This window comes from Micromonospora arborensis, from assembly GCF_003205615.1.
GTDB classification, from domain to species: Bacteria; Actinomycetota; Actinomycetes; order Mycobacteriales; family Micromonosporaceae; genus Micromonospora; species Micromonospora arborensis.
Genome location: NZ_PYBV01000028.1, coordinates 140,719 through 157,521 on the forward strand (window position 1 = coordinate 140,719; position 16,803 = coordinate 157,521).

General features: G+C 70.0%; 14 protein-coding genes, 1 tRNA gene and 2 pseudogenes. 13 read left to right on the forward strand and 4 right to left on the reverse strand.

Going from position 1 to position 16,803, the window contains the following annotated elements; translation table 11 throughout:
• Positions 1 to 139 precede the first annotated feature (139 nt).
• A complete protein-coding gene (aceE, locus tag C7C45_RS22400) occupies positions 140 to 2,878 on the reverse strand; it encodes a pyruvate dehydrogenase (acetyl-transferring), homodimeric type (RefSeq protein WP_110565651.1) in 2,739 nt (912 codons plus the stop codon).
• Positions 2,879 to 3,203: 325 nt separating this feature from the next.
• On the opposite strand from aceE, the gene C7C45_RS22405 reads away from it, so the two are divergent.
• The 7 genes and pseudogenes from C7C45_RS22405 (at position 3,204) to C7C45_RS22430 (ending at position 8,205) form a co-directional block, all read left to right on the forward strand.
• The gene (locus C7C45_RS22405; RefSeq protein ID WP_208641252.1) at positions 3,204 to 3,608 is read left to right on the forward strand and encodes a YjbQ family protein; all 405 of its coding nucleotides are present in this window, start codon (positions 3,204 to 3,206) and stop codon (positions 3,606 to 3,608) included.
• Between the two features lie 309 nt (positions 3,609 to 3,917).
• Positions 3,918 to 4,322 carry a MarR family winged helix-turn-helix transcriptional regulator gene (locus C7C45_RS22410; RefSeq protein ID WP_110565771.1) on the forward strand — a complete coding sequence of 135 codons (405 nt, stop codon included), beginning with the start codon at positions 3,918 to 3,920 and terminating at the stop codon, positions 4,320 to 4,322.
• A 51-nt stretch (positions 4,323 to 4,373) separates the two neighbouring features.
• Positions 4,374 to 4,725, forward strand: a pseudogene (locus C7C45_RS35735) (transketolase); the annotation flags it as partial.
• A 248-nt stretch (positions 4,726 to 4,973) separates the two neighbouring features.
• Positions 4,974 to 6,950, forward strand: a pseudogene (locus tag C7C45_RS22415) (thiamine pyrophosphate-dependent enzyme); the annotation flags it as partial.
• A 113-nt stretch (positions 6,951 to 7,063) separates the two neighbouring features.
• Entirely contained in the window at positions 7,064 to 7,501 is a 438-nt protein-coding gene (locus tag C7C45_RS22420; RefSeq protein WP_110565654.1) for a DUF3052 domain-containing protein, read from the forward strand.
• Positions 7,502 to 7,588: 87 nt separating this feature from the next.
• On the forward strand, positions 7,589 to 8,053 hold the full coding sequence (locus C7C45_RS22425) for a peroxiredoxin (RefSeq protein ID WP_110565655.1): 465 nt from the start codon (positions 7,589 to 7,591) through the stop codon (positions 8,051 to 8,053).
• A 77-nt stretch (positions 8,054 to 8,130) separates the two neighbouring features.
• Positions 8,131 to 8,205 (forward strand) — tRNA-Val (locus C7C45_RS22430).
• Between the two features lie 23 nt (positions 8,206 to 8,228).
• On the opposite strand, the gene C7C45_RS22435 is transcribed toward C7C45_RS22430, so the two are convergent.
• Entirely contained in the window at positions 8,229 to 8,816 is a 588-nt protein-coding gene (locus tag C7C45_RS22435; RefSeq protein WP_110565656.1) for a TetR/AcrR family transcriptional regulator, read from the reverse strand.
• An 83-nt stretch (positions 8,817 to 8,899) separates the two neighbouring features.
• Here C7C45_RS22435 and C7C45_RS22440 point away from each other — a divergent pair, with 83 nt between their 5' ends.
• Positions 8,900 to 9,367: a nuclear transport factor 2 family protein gene (locus tag C7C45_RS22440; protein ID WP_110565657.1), complete on the forward strand. Its 468-nt coding sequence runs from the start codon at positions 8,900 to 8,902 to the stop codon at positions 9,365 to 9,367.
• The gene (locus C7C45_RS22445) at positions 9,364 to 9,567 is read left to right on the forward strand and encodes a heavy-metal-associated domain-containing protein (RefSeq protein WP_110565658.1); all 204 of its coding nucleotides are present in this window, start codon (positions 9,364 to 9,366) and stop codon (positions 9,565 to 9,567) included. The genes C7C45_RS22440 and C7C45_RS22445 overlap by 4 nt, the downstream gene beginning before the upstream one ends.
• Positions 9,568 to 9,675: 108 nt before the next feature.
• Here C7C45_RS22445 and C7C45_RS22450 read toward each other — a convergent pair whose 3' ends face one another.
• A complete protein-coding gene (locus C7C45_RS22450; RefSeq protein ID WP_244200500.1) occupies positions 9,676 to 11,583 on the reverse strand; it encodes an ABC transporter permease in 1,908 nt (635 codons plus the stop codon).
• A gap of 125 nt (positions 11,584 to 11,708) precedes the next feature.
• Positions 11,709 to 13,139, reverse strand: a complete 1,431-nt coding sequence (locus tag C7C45_RS22455; protein WP_110565660.1) for an extracellular solute-binding protein — start codon at positions 13,137 to 13,139, stop codon at positions 11,709 to 11,711.
• A gap of 440 nt (positions 13,140 to 13,579) precedes the next feature.
• On the opposite strand from C7C45_RS22455, the gene C7C45_RS22460 reads away from it, so the two are divergent.
• The 4 genes from C7C45_RS22460 to C7C45_RS22475 are packed head-to-tail and all read left to right on the forward strand — an operon-like array spanning position 13,580 to position 16,780.
• A complete protein-coding gene (locus tag C7C45_RS22460) occupies positions 13,580 to 14,320 on the forward strand; it encodes an ABC transporter ATP-binding protein (RefSeq protein ID WP_110565661.1) in 741 nt (246 codons plus the stop codon).
• Positions 14,320 to 15,048: an ABC transporter permease gene (locus tag C7C45_RS22465; RefSeq protein WP_110565662.1), complete on the forward strand. Its 729-nt coding sequence runs from the start codon at positions 14,320 to 14,322 to the stop codon at positions 15,046 to 15,048. Before C7C45_RS22460 ends, C7C45_RS22465 begins: the two co-directional genes overlap by 1 nt.
• Positions 14,985 to 16,178: a sensor histidine kinase gene (locus C7C45_RS22470; protein ID WP_110565663.1), complete on the forward strand. Its 1,194-nt coding sequence runs from the start codon at positions 14,985 to 14,987 to the stop codon at positions 16,176 to 16,178. The genes C7C45_RS22465 and C7C45_RS22470 overlap by 64 nt, the downstream gene beginning before the upstream one ends.
• On the forward strand, positions 16,175 to 16,780 hold the full coding sequence (locus tag C7C45_RS22475) for a response regulator transcription factor (RefSeq protein WP_110565664.1): 606 nt from the start codon (positions 16,175 to 16,177) through the stop codon (positions 16,778 to 16,780). Before C7C45_RS22470 ends, C7C45_RS22475 begins: the two co-directional genes overlap by 4 nt.
• Positions 16,781 to 16,803: the final 23 nt, after the last annotated feature.

Here is a 16,803-nt window from a genome sequence, read left to right on the forward strand (position 1 = left end):
CGCCCCGGCGGTGGTCCGGATCCCCGCCAGGGACTCCGGACCACCGCCCCTCCTGCCCTTCCCGCCCTTTGTCGGGCCGGGGACTGCAGCCAGAAGGGCCCGGCGCGTTGGCGCCGGGCCCTTCTGGGTTGTGCTCTTGTCAGCTGTCGCCGCCGGTCTCACCGACCGGGGCGGCGTTGACGTCGTCGATCGCGTACTTCTTGGCCGCCTCGGCCGGCACGGTGGCCGCCACCGCGCCGCTGCGGGCGAGCTGCCGCAGCGTGGCCACCACGATCGACTCGGCGTCGACGTGGAAGTGCCGGCGCAGCGCGTGCCGGGTGTCCGACATGCCGAAGCCGTCCGTGCCGAGCGACGTGTAGTCGCCAGGCACCCAGCGGGCGATCAGATCCGGCACCGCCCGCATCCAGTCGCTGACCGCGACCTTCGGGCCGTCCGCATCAGCCAGCTTCTGCTGGATGTACGGAACCTTCGCCTCGGCGCCAGGGTTGAGGAGGTTGAACTCCTCGGCCTCCACGGCGTCACGGCGCAGCTCGGTCCAGGAGGTCACCGACCAGACGTCGGCGGCCACCCCCCAGTCCTGGGCGAGCAACTGCTGGGCCTTGAGCGCCCACTGCATCCCGGTGCCCGAGGCGAGCACGTTGGCCTTCGGGCCGTCGACCTGCGGCGCCGGGGAGTAGCGGTAGATGCCCTTGAGCAGGCCCTCCACGTCCACACCGGCCGGCTCGGCCGGCTGCAGGATCGGCTCGTTGTAGACCGTCAGGTAGTAGAAGACGTTCTCCTGCGCGTCCCCGTACATCCGGTGCAGGCCGTGCTCCATGATGTGCGCGATCTCGAACGAGAACGCCGGGTCGTACGCGACCACCGCCGGGTTGGTGGCGGCGATCAGCATCGAGTGGCCGTCCTCGTGCTGCAGGCCCTCGCCGTTGAGCGTCGTACGCCCCGCGGTGGCGCCGAGCAGGAAGCCTCGGGCCATCTGGTCGGCGGCTGCCCACAGCCCGTCGGCGGTCCGCTGGAACCCGAACATCGAGTAGAAGATGTACATCGGGATCATCGGCTCGTCGTGGGTGGCGTACGCCGAGCCGGCCGCGGTGAACGAGGCGACCGAGCCGGCCTCGTTGATCCCCTCGTGCAGGATCTGCCCGGTGGTCGACTCCTTGTACGACAGGAACAGCTCCCGGTCGACCGAGGTGTAGCGCTGGCCGTGCGGCGAGTAGATCTTCGCGGTTGGGAAGATCGAGTCGAGGCCGAAGGTACGCGCCTCGTCCGGGATGATCGGCACCCAGCGCTTGCCGAACTCCTTGTCCTTCATGATGTCCTTGAGCAGGCGGACGAAGGCCATCGTGGTGGCCACCTTCTGCTTGCCCGAGCCGCGCTTGACGTCGGCGAACCGCTCCGGGCCGGGGATGGCCAGCCGCTTGGTGCTGGTCCGCCGGGACGGCAGGTACCCGCCGAGCTGCTCGCGCCGCTCCTTGAGGTATGCGATCTCCTCGGACTTCTCGCCCGGGTGGTAATACGGCGGCAGGTAGGGGTTGTCCTCCAGCGCCGAGTCCGGGATGTCCAGGTAGAGCCGGTCGCGGAAGGTCTTCAAGTCCTCCAGCGTCAACTTCTTCATCTGGTGGGTCGCGTTGCGGCCCTCGAAGTGCGAGCCGAGCGTCCAGCCCTTGATCGTCTTCGCCAGGATGACGGTGGGCTGACCCGTGTGCTCGGTGGCCGCCTTGTAGGCCGCGTAGAGCTTGCGGTAGTCGTGCCCACCCCGCTTGAGGTTCCAGATCTCGTCGTCGCTCAGCGGGTCGACCATCTTGCGGGTCCGCGCGTCGCGGCCGAAGAAGTGCTCCCGTACGTACGCGCCCGACTCCGCCTTGTAGGTCTGGTAGTCGCCGTCGGTCGTGGTGTTCATGAGGTTGACCAGCGCGCCGTCGGTGTCCGCGGCGAGCAGCGGGTCCCACTCGCGGCCCCAGACCACCTTGATGACGTTCCAGCCGGCACCCCGGAAGAACGACTCCAGCTCCTGCATGACCTTGCCGTTGCCCCGGACCGGGCCGTCCAGCCGCTGCAGGTTGCAGTTGATCACGAAGGTGAGGTTGTCCAACTCCTCGCGGGCGGCCACGCCGATGGCACCGAGCGTCTCCGGCTCGTCCATCTCACCGTCGCCCAGGAACGCCCAGACGTGCTGCTGCGAGGTGTCCTTGATGCCGCGGTGCTGCAGGTACCGGTTGAACCGGGCCTGGTAGATCGCGTTCAGACCGCCGAGACCCATCGAGACGGTGGGGAACTCCCAGAAGTCCGGCATCAACCGCGGGTGCGGGTACGAAGGCAGCCCACCGCCCGGGTGGGACAGCTCCTGACGGAACCCGTCGAGCTGGTGCTCGCTGAGCCGACCCTCCAGGAACGCCCGCGCGTACATGCCGGGCGAGGCGTGACCCTGGTAGAAGATGTGGTCGCCGCCGCCCGGGTGGTTCTTGCCCCGGAAGAAGTGGTTGAAGCCCACCTCGTAGAGCGACGCCGAGCTGGCGAAGGTGGAGATGTGCCCGCCGACGCCGATCTCCGGGCGCTGTGCCCGGTGCACCAGCATGGCGGCGTTCCACCGGACGTACGCCCGGATCCGCCGCTCGACGTGCTCGTCACCCGGGAACCACGGTTCGCGCTCCGACGGGATGGTGTTGATGTAGTCGGTGGTGGTCAGGGGCGGAACCCCGACCTGGCGCTCACGGGCCCGCTCCAGCAGGCGCAGCATGACGTACCGGGCGCGTTTGGCACCGCGATCGTCGATGACACCGTCAAGCGACTCGACCCATTCGCTGGTTTCTTCAGGGTCGATGTCCGGAAGCTGGCTCGGTAGGCCGTCGCTGATCACCGGGCGCTTGCGTTCCGTAGCCACAGGCGTTCCCTCGGTTGTGTGTGGGATAGGTCTCTAGCGCCATCCTGCCCCCTGGTGCCACCCGCCGTCACGCCTAGACCCCTCCGACGCGATGCTGAACACATGTACTCGTCGGTAACTTGGCGCGACGGGGCCCATCGGCCCTTGCTCGGGCGTCCTGCCGTACGGGCACGGACGGGCGACGACGAACGGCTGCCGGCGGTGCGGTTGTGGCGATCGGCCTGCTCGCGGCGATCCCCGGGATGAGCGTGCTGTTGTCCGGCGGTGGCTGGTCCGGTGGCGGTGGCGGCGGTTCCTGACCCGTGCCTGCGGCAGAATGCGACGTATGCGCAGCGACCTGATCACCGTCCAAACCGGCTCCCGACCGACCGTCCGGGACATCACCGGGGAGGCTCAGCAGTTCGTCTCCGGCGAGAACGACGGCCTGCTGCACGTCTTCGTGCCGCACGCCACCGCCGGCCTGGCGATCATCGAGACCGGGTCGGGCTCCGACGACGATCTGCTCAGCGCGCTGTCCGACCTGCTCCCCACCACCGACCGCTGGCGGCACCGACACGGCTCGCCCGGCCACGGCCGCGACCACGTGCTGCCGGCGTTCGTCCCCCCGTACGCCACGGTGCCGGTGCTCGGCGGGCGGCTCGCGCTCGGCACCTGGCAGTCGATCTGCCTGGTCGACACCAACGGCGACAACCCGACCCGCCAGGTCCGCTTCTCCTTCCTCCCCGGCTGACCCGCGTCCCGCGCCCCCGCGTTCCGCGTCAAGATCGTGCTCGATCCTGGATCTAGTGGTGTCGGGCGCGCGGAATGCCACTACAACCAGGATTTTGCGCGACCCGGAGGGCCAACCTCCGTCTCGTACGTATCGTGAGGCTGGGCGGATGGAGGCCGGTGCTGTCCGTCCGGCCGGTGTGCCCGAACCCGATCGCCGAACAGGGACGAACTGCGCGCTGCGTACGATGTGGCCGTGACGCAGGAGGCGGGTGCCCCAGCGGGTGGACCGGAGGATCGGGCCGATCTCGCCGCCGAAGTGGTGCGCCGGATGGCGCACCTGACCACCGCCCTGCGGCACCGGCAGGGCTCCGCGTTCGCTGAGTTGGGGCTCACCCCGGCCGCCGCCCGGGCGCTGCACGAGTTGGACCCGGACCACCCGCTGCCCGCCCGCGATCTCGCCGAGCGGTTGGGCTGCGACCGATCGAACGTGACGGTGCTTGTCGACAAGCTGGAGCAGGCCGGGCTGGTCGAGCGTCGCACCGACCCGGCGGACCGTCGGCAGAAGACGCTCGTGGTGACCAGGGAGGGCCGCGACGTCCGAAACCAGGTGACCGGCGTGATGTCCGACTCCCGACTCCTGTCCGGGCTGACCGATCGGGAGCTGAGCACCCTTCGCGACCTGGTCTGGAAGGTGTCCGACGGTGGCTGTCCGGAGCCCTGTGGGCCGGAGTGAGTCGACCCGCGCCAACCGTGTCCCTCTGGGCGACCAGGGCTCCCGTCGGTAATGCTGTCCCACGTGACCACGCCGCAAGATCTCGACGACCGGTTCCGGGAGACGCTGGCGGCGTTGCCCGCCGTCCAGCGGCGGCGTGACCCAGCCGACCCGGTCACCGAAGACGCCCCACTGACCGGCGCGCAGGTGCTGGACCTGTTCGACGCGCAGGTGACCAGCCGGCAGCTCGACCTCGCCGGCCGCTGGCTGCGCAGCTTCGGGGAGGGTTTCTACACCATCGGCTCGGCCGGGCACGAGGGCAACGCCGCTGTCGCCGCCGCGCTGCGCCCGACCGATCCGGCGCTGCTGCACTACCGTTCCGGCGCCTTCTACTGCCGCCGCGCCGCACAGGCAGCCGCCGGTCCGGACCCCTCCGCCGATCCGGAGCCAACCGCCGATCCGGAGCCAACCGCCGATCCGGAGCCATCCGGGATTCGGAGGCGGTCCGGGGATCCGGAATGGTCCGCACATTCAGAGCCGTCCGAGCGGTCCGGGTCCGAGCGGTCCGGGTCCGAGCGGTCTGGGACCGAGCGGTCCGGGTCCGAGCGGTCCGGGACCGAGCCGTCCCGGTCCGGGCCGTCCGGTGACCCGGAGCCGTCCGCCGGCGGGTTCGCGGCGTACGCGGAGGCGGCCCGGGACGTGCTGCGCGGGATGGTCGCGTCCAGCCAGGAGCCGATCGCCGGCGGTCGGCACAAGGTGTTCGGCCGGGCCGACCTGGCCATCGTGCCGACCACCTCCACCATCGCCTCGCACCTGCCCCGCGCGGTCGGGATGGGACTGGCCGTCGAGCGGCTGCGCCGGCTGGACAGCGCCGGGCGACGTACCGGGGCCGGGGTGCGCGTCGGCAGCGGGGCGGGTGCCGCACACGCCCCGTGGCCGCCGGACGCGATCGTGGTGTGCTCCTTCGGCGACGCCTCGGTCAACCACGCCAGCGCCACCGCCGCCTTCAACACCGCCGGCTGGTACGACCACGCCGGGCTGCGCATCCCGGTGCTCTTCGTCTGCGAGGACAACGGGCTGGGCATCAGCGTCCGCTCACCGGAGGGTTGGGTCGAGGCGACCCTGCGGGCCAAGCCGGGCATCCGTTACTTCAGCGCGGACGGTGCCGACCCGGTGCGGACGTACGCGGTGACGGCCGAGGCTGCGGCCTGGGTACGCCGTACCCGGCGGCCGGCCGTGCTGCACCTGCGCACCGTACGGCTGATGGGACACGCCGGGGCGGACGCGGAAACGGCGTACCGCAGCCCGGCCGAACTGGCCGACGACCTGGACCGGGACCCGGTGGCCGCCACCGCGCGGCTGCTCGTCGACGCCGGCGTGGCGACCGGAGATGAGTTGCTGGCCCGCTACGACGAGACCGGCTGGCAGGTCCGCCGGCTGGCCGAGGAGGTGCTGGGCGAGCCGAAGCTGGTCGCCGCCGCCGACGTGGTGTCGGCGCTGGCGCCCCGCCGCCCGGTGCGGGTGGCACGGGCGGTGGCCGACGCCGCGGCACGGGCCAGCGGGCCCGGTGCGGGTGCCCGGGCGGAGGCGTTCGGCGGTAAACCGCCGGAGCTGACCGGCCCGATGACGCTGGCGCAGAGCATCAACGCCGCGCTCGCCGACGGGATGCTGGACCACCCGCAGATGGCGATCTTCGGGGAGGACGTGGCCGCCAAGGGTGGCGTGTACGGGGTGACGAAGGGGCTGCGCGACCGTTTCGGGGCGGCCCGGGTCTTCGACACGCTGCTCGACGAGACGTCGGTTCTCGGGTTGGGCCTCGGCGCCGGGCTGGCCGGGATGCTGCCCGTGCCGGAGATCCAGTACCTGGCGTACCTGCACAACGCCGAGGATCAGCTGCGCGGCGAGGCGGCCACCATGCAGTTCTTCTCGCAGGGGGCGTTCCGCAACCCGATGGTGGTGCGGGTGGCGGGGCTGGCGTACCAGGAGGGGTTCGGCGGGCACTTCCACAACGACAACTCGGTGGCCGTACTCCGGGATGTGCCTGGTCTGGTGGTCGCGGTGCCGGCGCGGCCGGACGACGCCGCGCCCATGCTGCGGACCTGCCTGGCCAGCGCGGCGGTGGATGGCAGCGTGTGCGTGTTCCTGGAGCCGATCGCGCTCTACCACACCCGCGACCTGTACGCGGAGGGTGACGGGGAGTGGCTGGCCGGCTATCCGGAGCCGGGCGGGTGGGTGTCCGGGCACGTGCCGATCGGGCGGGCTCGGGTCTACCGGGTCGGCTCGGCCGAGGACCTGACCATCATCACCTTCGGTAACGGGGTGCGGATGTCGTTGCGGGCCGCGGCGGTCCTCGCCGAGGAGGGGGTGGGCACCCGGGTGGTGGATCTGCGCTGGCTGGCCCCGCTGCCGGTGGCCGACATCATCCGCGAGTCGTCGGCGACCGGCCGGGTGCTGGTCGTGGACGAGACACGCCGCTCCGGTGGGGTCGGCGAGGGGGTGATCGCCGCGCTGGTCGACGCCGGATATGTCGGTGCCGCACGGCGAGTGGCGGGAGTTGACTCGTTTGTACCATTAGGTCCGGCAGCACGTCAGGTTCTGGTCTCCGCGGAAGCCATTACCGACGGTGCCCGTACGCTGCTGGCACGGTAAATTCCGATCCACCCGGTGCGCCACTTGCGCGCGGACGCACAACTGTGTGGACTTTGCCTGACGGCGTCGACACCGACGCCGCGAGCAGGGACAAGATGAGGAGGCACGCGACAGTGAGCGCGACCGCTGGTCAGGCCGCCGACGGGGTACGCAGCCTGGCGGACCGGTTCGGAATCGAACCGGGGATGGTCGTCATGGAGATGGGGTACGACGACGACGTCGACCAGGATCTCCGGGACGCCCTGACCGACCGCTGTGGAGAGCTGGTCGACGAGGACACCGACGAGGTCGTCGATGCGGTGCTGGTGTGGTACCGCGACGGCGACGGTGACCTTTTCGAGCTTCTCGTCGACGCCCTCGGCCCGCTGGCCGACAATGGGGTCGTGTGGCTACTCACCCCGAAGGCGGGGCGTGACGGGCACGTCGAGCCGAGCGAGGTCGCGGAGTCCGCGCCCACGGCCGGCCTTCAGCAGACCTCGACCGTCAACGCCGGACGGGACTGGAGCGGCGCACGGCTGGTGCTGCGCCGAGGGGCCAAGGCCAAGAAGTAGCCCGCGCCGCATTGCTCGCCCGGCGGTCCGCACTGCCGGGTGGCAGGTTGGTGCTGTTTTTCCTGACTCGACCCGAGGAGATCTCGCATGCCCATCGAGGTTGGTGCAGAAGCGCCCGACTTCGTCCTGAAGGACCAGAACAACCAGGAGGTCCGGCTCTCGGACTTCCGGGGCAAGCGCACCGTGCTACTGGTCTTCTACCCGCTGGCCTTCACCGGCACCTGCCAGGGCGAGCTGTGCGAGGTGCGGGACAACCTCGGCGAGTACGTGAACGACGACGTCCAGGTGCTGACGGTGAGCGTCGACTCGGTCTACAGCCACAAGATCTGGGCCGACCGTGAGGGCTACCAGTTCCCCATGCTGGCCGACTTCTGGCCACACGGTGCCGTCGCCCAGGCGTACGGGGTCTTCAACGACGTCGCCGGCTTCGCCAACCGGGGCACCTTCGTCATCGACAAGACCGGCGTGGTCCGCTTCGCCGAGATGAACGGCCCGGGCGAGGCCCGCGACCAGCAGGGCTGGCGCAAGGCCATCGCCGAAGCCACCAGCTGACCGGAGTACGCCGTGCGTTCGGGCCGGCGGCGAGCAAGGTAAGCTTGCCAGCCACCGGCCCGCCGCACGGGCGATCCGGGCGCGTAGCTCAGTGGGAGAGCACCCGCCTTACAAGCGGGGGGTCGCAGGTTCGAAACCTGCCGCGCCCACCAGCACCGATCGTGACCTCCCATGATCACCCTCCGGCGCGCAGCAGCCTGATCAGGACGGTACGCAGCGCGTCGGCGGCTTCGGCCCGGGGCATCCGGCCGGCGTCGACCTCCTCGCCCACGGCGTGGCCGATCTTGATGGTGACCGCGGCCAGCCAGTCGGCCCGGAGTCCTTTGTCGAACTCGCCGCTCGTCTGACCGCGCTGGATCACTCGCTTGATTCGGTCGGCGATGGGTGCGTGGCGTTCCTCGTCGATCTGCGGGCTTACCGGAAGTGACCCGATCTGCTGCAGGAGGACCGGATAGCGCCCGGCGATCTGGGCGCCGGCGTCGAGGACGCGGATCAGCGCGTCGGTGGCGGATCCGTTGTCTGGCTCGGCGGCGTCCATCGCGGCGGCGGCCTCGTCGGTGATCCGTCGGACGACGGCGGCCATCAGGTGCTCGCGGGACGGGAAGTGGGCGTAGACAGTCTGCCGGGTCACCCCCGCGGCGCTGGCGATGGCGTCGAGGCTCGCGTCGGGTTGGACGTCGAGCAGTCGGACTGCCGCGTCGAGGATCGTGCTGCTGTTGCGGCGTGCGTCGGCGCGTCGGTTGCGCTCTGCTGAGGCACTCATCTCTTACACCTTGCCAAAGTTCTCGGAGGTCGATATTTTACAAGCCGTAAAGGTTGGCCACATTGCGAGCTGACGGTGGTGACATGAGCGGTCTCGATGGCAGCAACCCGAAGGAGTTCATCACCAACTTCTTCACCTCCTTCATGAGCGACCTGGTTCGGGGCGACGACGATCCCGCGGTGGTCGTCGACCGGTACCACACGCCCGACATTGTGCAGGTCGCCGACGGCCACCTGATGGACCGCGCCAAGCTCATCGCGCACACCCGTCCGGCGCGAAAACACCAGACCGGCGCTCGGTGGGAGGTGCACGAGGCGATAGCAGACGGGGACCGGATCGCCGCCCGCTACACACTGCACTTCCAGACCGCCAAGCGCGAAGGCAGCGTGGACGTCCATTTCTTCGGGCAGTTCGCCGCCGATGGGCGGATGCGTCGGGCGCACATGCTCACCCGGTCGGTCCCCGTGAAGGCCAGCGGTGCCGCCCCAGCCGAGAACAGCTCGGCGCTCTCGCTACCGGAGGCGCCCGACCGGAGGTCGTTGCCGGCATGACCGTCAGCAGCTATCGGGTGATCGGTATGGCCTGCGGGCACTGTGCGGGCTTCGTCACCGAGGAGATCGAACGGATCCCGGGTGTCACCGCCGTGGCGGTGGACGTCGAGGGCGACACCGCCACCGTGACGAGCGACCGACCTCTCGACATCGCGGAGGTACGTGCCGCGGTCGAGGAAGCCGGCTACGAACTGCCCTGACGTCCAGCGATACGACCCGTCACTCGTACCGGTACTTCAGCGAGTCCGCTTCCGCCTGCTCGATGTCGGCGATCGATCGTCAGCTCCGGCATCCGCCCCTGGGCCAGGTCAGCCCTTCACCGCGCCGGCGGTGAGTCCTTCGGTCAGGAATCGCTGCCCGAGGGCGTACATGATCACCACGGGGATGCTGACGAGCAGCGACGCCGCGGCGAGTTGTCCCTGTGGTACGACGTCTCCGGCGATCATCGACTGCATCCCCACGGGGAGCGTCTTGTACTCGTCCTTCGTGATGAACACGAAGGCGAAGAGGAATTCGTTCCAGGCGTTGGTCAGGGTGAAGAGCGCGACCGCCAGCAGCCCCGGCTTGGCAAGGGGCAGCATCACCCGCCCGAACGCCTGGAGGCGTGTGCAGCCGTCCACCAGCGCCGCCTCCTCCAACTCGACGGGGATCGACGAGAAGTACCCCACCAGCAGCCAGGTGGCGAACGGGAGTGTGAAGGTCGGGTACGTCACCACCAGGGACCACAACGAGTCGGTGAGCCGCGCGCCGATGAGCATCTGGTACAGCGGGATGAACAGCAGCGCGCCCGGCATCACGTAGGTGAGCAGCACCGTGACGGTGAAGCCCTGCGCCCCACGGAACCGCAGCCGGGCCAGCGCGTAGCCCGCCAGGGCGGCGCAGACCAGTGCCACCGCGGTGGACGCCGCGGACACCAGCAGAGTGTTGAGGTACCAGCGGCCGAACGGCTGGTTGTCGAACAGGGCACCGAACTGCTCCAGGGTCCACGGCGTTGGCCACAGGTCGTCGGTGCGCATGACGACCTGGCCCTCGGACTTGAAGGCCGTGACGGCGATCCAGTACAGCGGGCCCAGCACGAAGAAGAGCAACCCGGCCAGCGCGACACCGGACCCCAGGCCCGACACCAGGGACGACGCCCGGCGGCCGCCCCGGGACTGGAGGGTCGAGACCACTCGGCCGACCGCCGCCGCGACCAGCAGGATCACCCCGAGCACCACCGCCGCCTTCCAGAAGATCTCCGGCGACGCCCAGAAGAGCAGACCGGTGACCCCTGCGGCGACGGCCCACGGCAGCGCCCTGCGCGCCGTCCCGGCCCGCCGCCGCGCCCCGATCCACCATGCTGCCTGGCGTCGTCGGGGCAGTCTGCTGGTGGTGTCCTGGCGCAGCAACCGGACCAGGACGAACACCAGCCCGCCGATGATCGGCAGCATGACGAGCGTGACCGCCGCCCCCGCGCCGTACTGCAGTTGCAGGATCGCCTTCGAGTAGGCGACGAGCACGTACGGCGCGGTCACGTCACCCGGGCCGCCCTGCGTCAGCAGCCAGACGAGGTCGAAGTTGTTGAACGTCCAGATCGACGACAGCGTCACCGTCACGGTGAGCACGTGGCGCAGTCCGGGCAGCGTCACGTGGGTGAACCGCTGCAACGACGACGCGCCGTCGATGGTTGCCGCCTCGTAGAGGTCCGCCGGGATGGCCTTCAACCCGGCCAGGAAACACACGGTGAAGAACGGCACCCCCTTCCAGACGTTGACGAGGATCACCGACGGCATGGCCAGTGACGGGTCGGACAGCCAGCCCGCCGGCCAGCTGTCGACCAGGTGCGCGCTGGCCAGCAGCGGTCCGATGCCCGTAGCGGTGAGCAGGGTGTTGACGCTGCCGAAGATCGGATCGAGCAGCGCGCGCCAGCTGAACGCCGTCACCACCGTCGGCACCACCCACGGCACGAGGAGTAGCCCGGTCAGTACGGCCCGCCCTCGTCGCCGCTGGTGCAGCAGCAGGGCCGCCGACAGCCCCAGCACCACCTTGAACACCTCGGCGTACGCGGTGAAGACGAACGAGTTCACCACGCCCGTGTGGAACTGCTCGTCGCCGACGAGCGCGAGGTAGTTGTCCAGGCCGACGAACACGGTGTCCTGCCCGTGCCGTTCCGTGGTGCTGGTGACGATCGACCGGGCGATCGGCACGAGGACGAGACTGCCGACCAGCACGGCCATGGGCGCCAGGAACAGTGTCGCCAGCCGCCAGTCACGACCCAGCCGCCGCTGGGTCGCCGTGAGGGAGCCAGGCCCCGACGGCAGGGAATTCCCCGCCGTCGGGACCCGCGCAGGACGAACCGTCCTCACTGCCGCAGCCCCTGCTGGTTGAAGATCTGCACCATCTTCGCGTGGGCGGCCGTCACAGCCTGCGCCGGCGCCGCTCCCTGGACGACCTGCTGCATCATGTCGGTGAGGACGTAGGCCGACCCCACCGCCTGCTGGCCCGCGCTGGCTTTCTGCGGGAAGGCCAGGCCGTTCTTCGTGTTCAGCGGCAGCGTCAATTCAGTGATCTTGCGAAGCATGGGGAACGCCGGGTCGCCGCTGGTGAAGAACGGGTCGGCGTCCCAGACCTTCTCCCAGGCGGGCATCACCAGGCCGGGCGCCTCCTTCGCCACCCCGAGCAACGCGGGCGCGCTGACCAGGTACTGCGCCAGGAGCTTGGCGAGCGCCGGGTTCTTGGCGCCCTTGAAGACAACGAAGCCCTGCGACTGGCCGAGCAGCAGCGGATTGTCGGTCGCCGGCCCGATGCAGTCGGAGAACACGTGGGTGTTCGCGTGCACCGGGTTCTTCTTGGTCCTGGAGTCTGCGTAGACGCTGAACTGGTTGCGGGTGTAACCGAGGACCCCGGCGAGCCAGTTCTCGTTGTTGCTGGTGTCGGTCCAGCTCGCCACCCCGGGCGGCAGCATGGGCTTGTACTTGGGATTGGTGTAGATGTCGCCCAGGAAGGTCACCGCCTGCACCGTCTCGGGGGAGTCGAACGTGACCTTCCGGCCGTCGTTGGAGGCGATCGACCCGCCGTAGGCGTTGATCAGCGCCTCGATCATGCCGTTGCCGTCACCGGAACGGTTCACCGTCATGCCCCAGCCGAACCGGCGTTTGGCCGGATCGGAGATCTCCAGGCACAGATCCCGCAGCTCCTCCCAGCTGTAGACGTCCTTGGGGGAGATGCCCTTGTCCTGCATCCAGTCCTTGCGTAGGAACGACCCGATCCCGATGAAGTGGTACGGGATCGCGAACCACCTGCCGTCGAAGACGCAGTAGTTCTTGGCCTCAGCGCAGGGTTCGCCGTACTTGGCCGTCAGCGCCGTGACGACGTCCGTCACGTCCTCCAGGTCGCCCAGCGCCTGGAACTGCGCGACGAACCGTGAGTCGGTCATGAACGCCAGGTCACGCGCCACCCCACCCTTGACCTCGGCGTCGATCTTGGCCACCACGTCACCGGCGTCCGCCTGGACCAGACTGTTCTCGATCTTCGTTCCGGTGGTGTCGGCGAACTTCTTGATCGAACTGTCGAGGGCGTCGTTCGCCGCCGTCGAGTAGAGCTTCTGCGACAGCATCCCCATCGCGGAGCCCTTCATCGCCGCTGCGGCGTCGATCAGCTCCTGTGGAACCTCCGGCTGCACCTTGCGGGGAGATTCGGAGTCGCCCCCACACGCGGCCAGACCGGCTGCGCCGAGCACCCCCACCCCCACCCCCAGAAAGCCGCGCCGGGACCACACCGGGTTGTTCTCCATGGATATTCGCCTCCTTCATCTCCGCACCACCGCACGTCGACAGGCGTACCTAACGAACTCCGCGTTCCTTGTGCTCCAGGTGTGTCTGCACGGCGGCGAGCACGGGCGCGTCGCCGGCACCGATCACGTGCGATCGCTTATTTGTCGTCAGAGTTGGTGGGGTCGCCACGGTGGCGACCGGCCCGGCCGTGCCCTCGTCGAGCAGCGTCGACCGCCGGTCGATATTTCGAACTGAGTTCGAGATGCCGGTATCGAGTGGTCGCGACGCTAGAGCAACGTACTAAAGGCTGTCAATGTTTCAATGTCGTTTCCGCGCCGGCACCCGGTTCCGGCCGCTGGGCGCACCTGCCCTCGCTGGCCGGGGCGCAGGACATTTGTCACGGCCGACCGGGTATTCGCGGCTCTGCGCGCGAGACCGGCTGCTTCGTAGCGTGATCGGCATGAACGACCTGGCAGTACGCCTCACCGGAATCAGCAAACGGTTCGGTTCCGTCCGGGCCATCGACAACCTCGACCTCGCCGTCGAGCGGGGCAGCGTGGTCGCTGTGCTCGGCCCGAACGGCGCGGGTAAGACCACCGCGATCTCGATGATCCTGGGTCTCGCACCGCCGGACACCGGCACAGTGACGCTGTTCGGCGGGTCTCCCGCCGAGGCGATCCGGGCCGGCCGAATCGGCGCGATGCTGCAGGACGGCGCGTTCGTGGCCGGAGCCACCGTCCGTGACCTGGTCGAACTGGCCCGAGCCCTGTACACCCAACCACTGGACACCGACCGGATCCTGGACACGGCAGGCCTGACCGGGATCGCGGGCCGTCGGCTCGATCGACTGTCCGGTGGCGAGGCGCAGCGGGCCCGCTTCGCGTTCGCCCTCGCCGGCGACCCCGACCTGCTGATCCTCGACGAGCCGGCCGCCGCCATGGACGTTGCCGCTCGGCGGGCTTTCTGGACCGCCATCCGCGGGTACGCGGGCGATGACCGCACCGTCTTGTTCAGCACCCACCAACTGCACGAGGCCGACGAATACGCCGACCGGATCGTGGTGCTCGCAGCCGGCCGGGTAGTGGCCGACGGGACGGCGGCGCAGATCCGCGCGCAAGCCGGTGTGCGGGACGGCGTCTCCCTGGACCAGGCGTTCCTCGCTCTCACCGGACTGTCCACCGCCACCGAGACGGAGCACTGATGCGCGCCTACCTGCGATTCGAAATGCGCCGCGTCGTACGGGACCCTCGGCTGATGTTTCTCTCGGTCCTCGGTCCGGTGGCCACGTACCTGATCTTCTCGGGATGGTCGGCAGGCGACCGCCTCGAAGGACTGGCCGCACCGGCCGCCGTCATGGTCGGTCTGGCCGGGTACGGCGCCATCGCGGGCGTTCTGACGGTCGGATCGGCGGTGTCCCAGGAGCGTGCCTCGGGCTGGCTGCACCAGCTGCGAACCACACCACTGCCGACCGGCCACGTCGTCGCCGCGAAAGCCCTCGTCGGCAGCCTCACCGCGATTCCGCCGGTGATCGCGGTCGGCGTGGCCGCGGCGCTCCAACACCACGTCGGGCTGTCGGCCGGCCGGTGGATCGCGCTGCTGCTGCTCATGTGGATCGGCACGGCACCGTTCGCGCTGCTCGGACTCGCCATCGGCTACGGACTGTCCCCGCAGATGGCCGTACCGGTCACCTTCCTGGCCTTCCTCGCGCTGTCCGCGCTCGGCGGACTGCTCGCACCCGCCGCCTACTTCCCGGACGGGCTGCGCAGCCTCGCGCACGCGCTGCCGACCTACCGGTACGCCGAACTCGGCTGGCGCTCCGCGGCCGGACACCCGCCCACTGCCTCCGGGTTGGCCATCCTGGTCGCGTGGACAGCCGCATTCGCCCTGGTCGCGGGCTGGGCGTACCGGCGTTCGACGGCACGCCGCTGACGGCGGATACGGTGACGATCATGTCCGGGGACCGCAACATCCGGCGGCGCGGGATCCTTCTCCTGGTGGCGCACACGACGTGGCTGTTGTTCCTGCTGCCCACCGTCGACGCGGCGAGACACCAGCCGGTGGCGGTGACCGGGCTGATCGTCTTCGTGCTGCTCTACCTGAGCCTGGTGGCGGTGCCGGTGCTGCAACTGCCGGTCCGGCCCGCGGTGCACCACGCCGGGCTGGCCGTCGTCGCGCTGCTCGGGATCGGGCTGGCCGTCGCGTACGCCGCCGGGCCCGGCAGCTGGCTCGTCCTGCTGCTGTTCGTCTGCTCGGCCGGCGCGCTGGGGTTCGCCCGCCCGGCCGTCGGATTCGCCTGGACCGGCGGCAGCGTCGCCACCATCCTCGCGATCGGCGCCGCGCACTCCCGGCCGGTCGCCGACACCGCCCCCGTCGCCCTGATCGCCGGGCTCGCCGGCGCATCCACCATCGCCTTCGTGCGGTTCGTCCGGCTCGTCGAGGAACTACGCCGCACCCAGCAGGAACTCGCCCGCACCGTGGTCGAGCAGGAACGCCTCCGGTTCGCCCAGGACCTGCACGACCTGCTCGGACACACCCTGTCGCTGATCGTGATAAAGGCCGAGGTGGTCCGCCGCCTCGCGCCGGCCGACCCCGCACGCGCCGCGAACGAAGCGGCCGACATCGAACGAATCGGCCGCACCGCGCTCGCCGAGGTACGCGAAGCCGTCACCGGCTACCGCGAGCACAGCTTCGCCCGCGAGCTGGTCAACGCCCGAACCGTCCTGACCGAGACCGGCGTGGACGTCACACTCCACGAAACCGGACACGCCCTCGGCGTCGAAGCCGACGACGTGCTCCGCTGGGTCCTGCGCGAAGCGGTGACCAACGTGCTGCGGCACAGCGGGGCCACCCGCTGCGACATCGCGGTGAACGTCGACAGCAGCGGGGCGACGCTCACCGTCCGCGACAACGGTGTGGGCGGCCAGCCGTCACCCGGCAACGGTCTGCGCGGCATCGCCGAACGGGTCGAACACGCCAACGGCACGCTGCGGTACGGCCCGGCGCCCAACGGCGGGATCGAGCTGACCGCACACCTACCGGCAGCGATGATGACCGCATGATCCGGCTTCTGCTCGCCGAGGACCAGGGCATGATGCGCGGCGCCCTCGCCCTGCTGCTGAACCTCGAACCGGACATCGACGTGGTCGCCGAGGCCGGCACCGCCGCCGAAGCACTGCGGGCCGCCCTGGAGACCCGCCCCGACGTGGCCCTGCTCGACATCGAGATGCCCGACGGCAGCGGCCTCGACGTCGCGGCACAACTACGGCAGAAACTGCCGCACTGCCGGACCCTGATCCTGACCACCTTCGGCCGCCCCGGCTACCTGCGACGAGCGATGGAAGCCGGCGCGGCCGGATTCCTCGTCAAGGACGGCCCGGTCGAGCAACTGGCCGCCGCCGTACGCCGAGTGCTCGCCGGCGAGCGGGTACTCGACCCGGCACTCGCGGCCGCAGCACTGTCGGCCGGGCCGAACCCGCTCACCGATCGGGAACGCGACGTCCTCGTCACCGCCGCGGACGGCGCGACGGTCGCCGACATAGCGACGCGACTGCACCTGTCCGAAAGCACAGTCCGCAACTATCTCTCCGCAGCGATCGGCAAGACCGGCACCCGGAACCGAATCGAGGCCGCCCACCGGGCTCGGGCGAACGGCTGGATCTGAGAGGCCGTGGCCCGAACCACGCA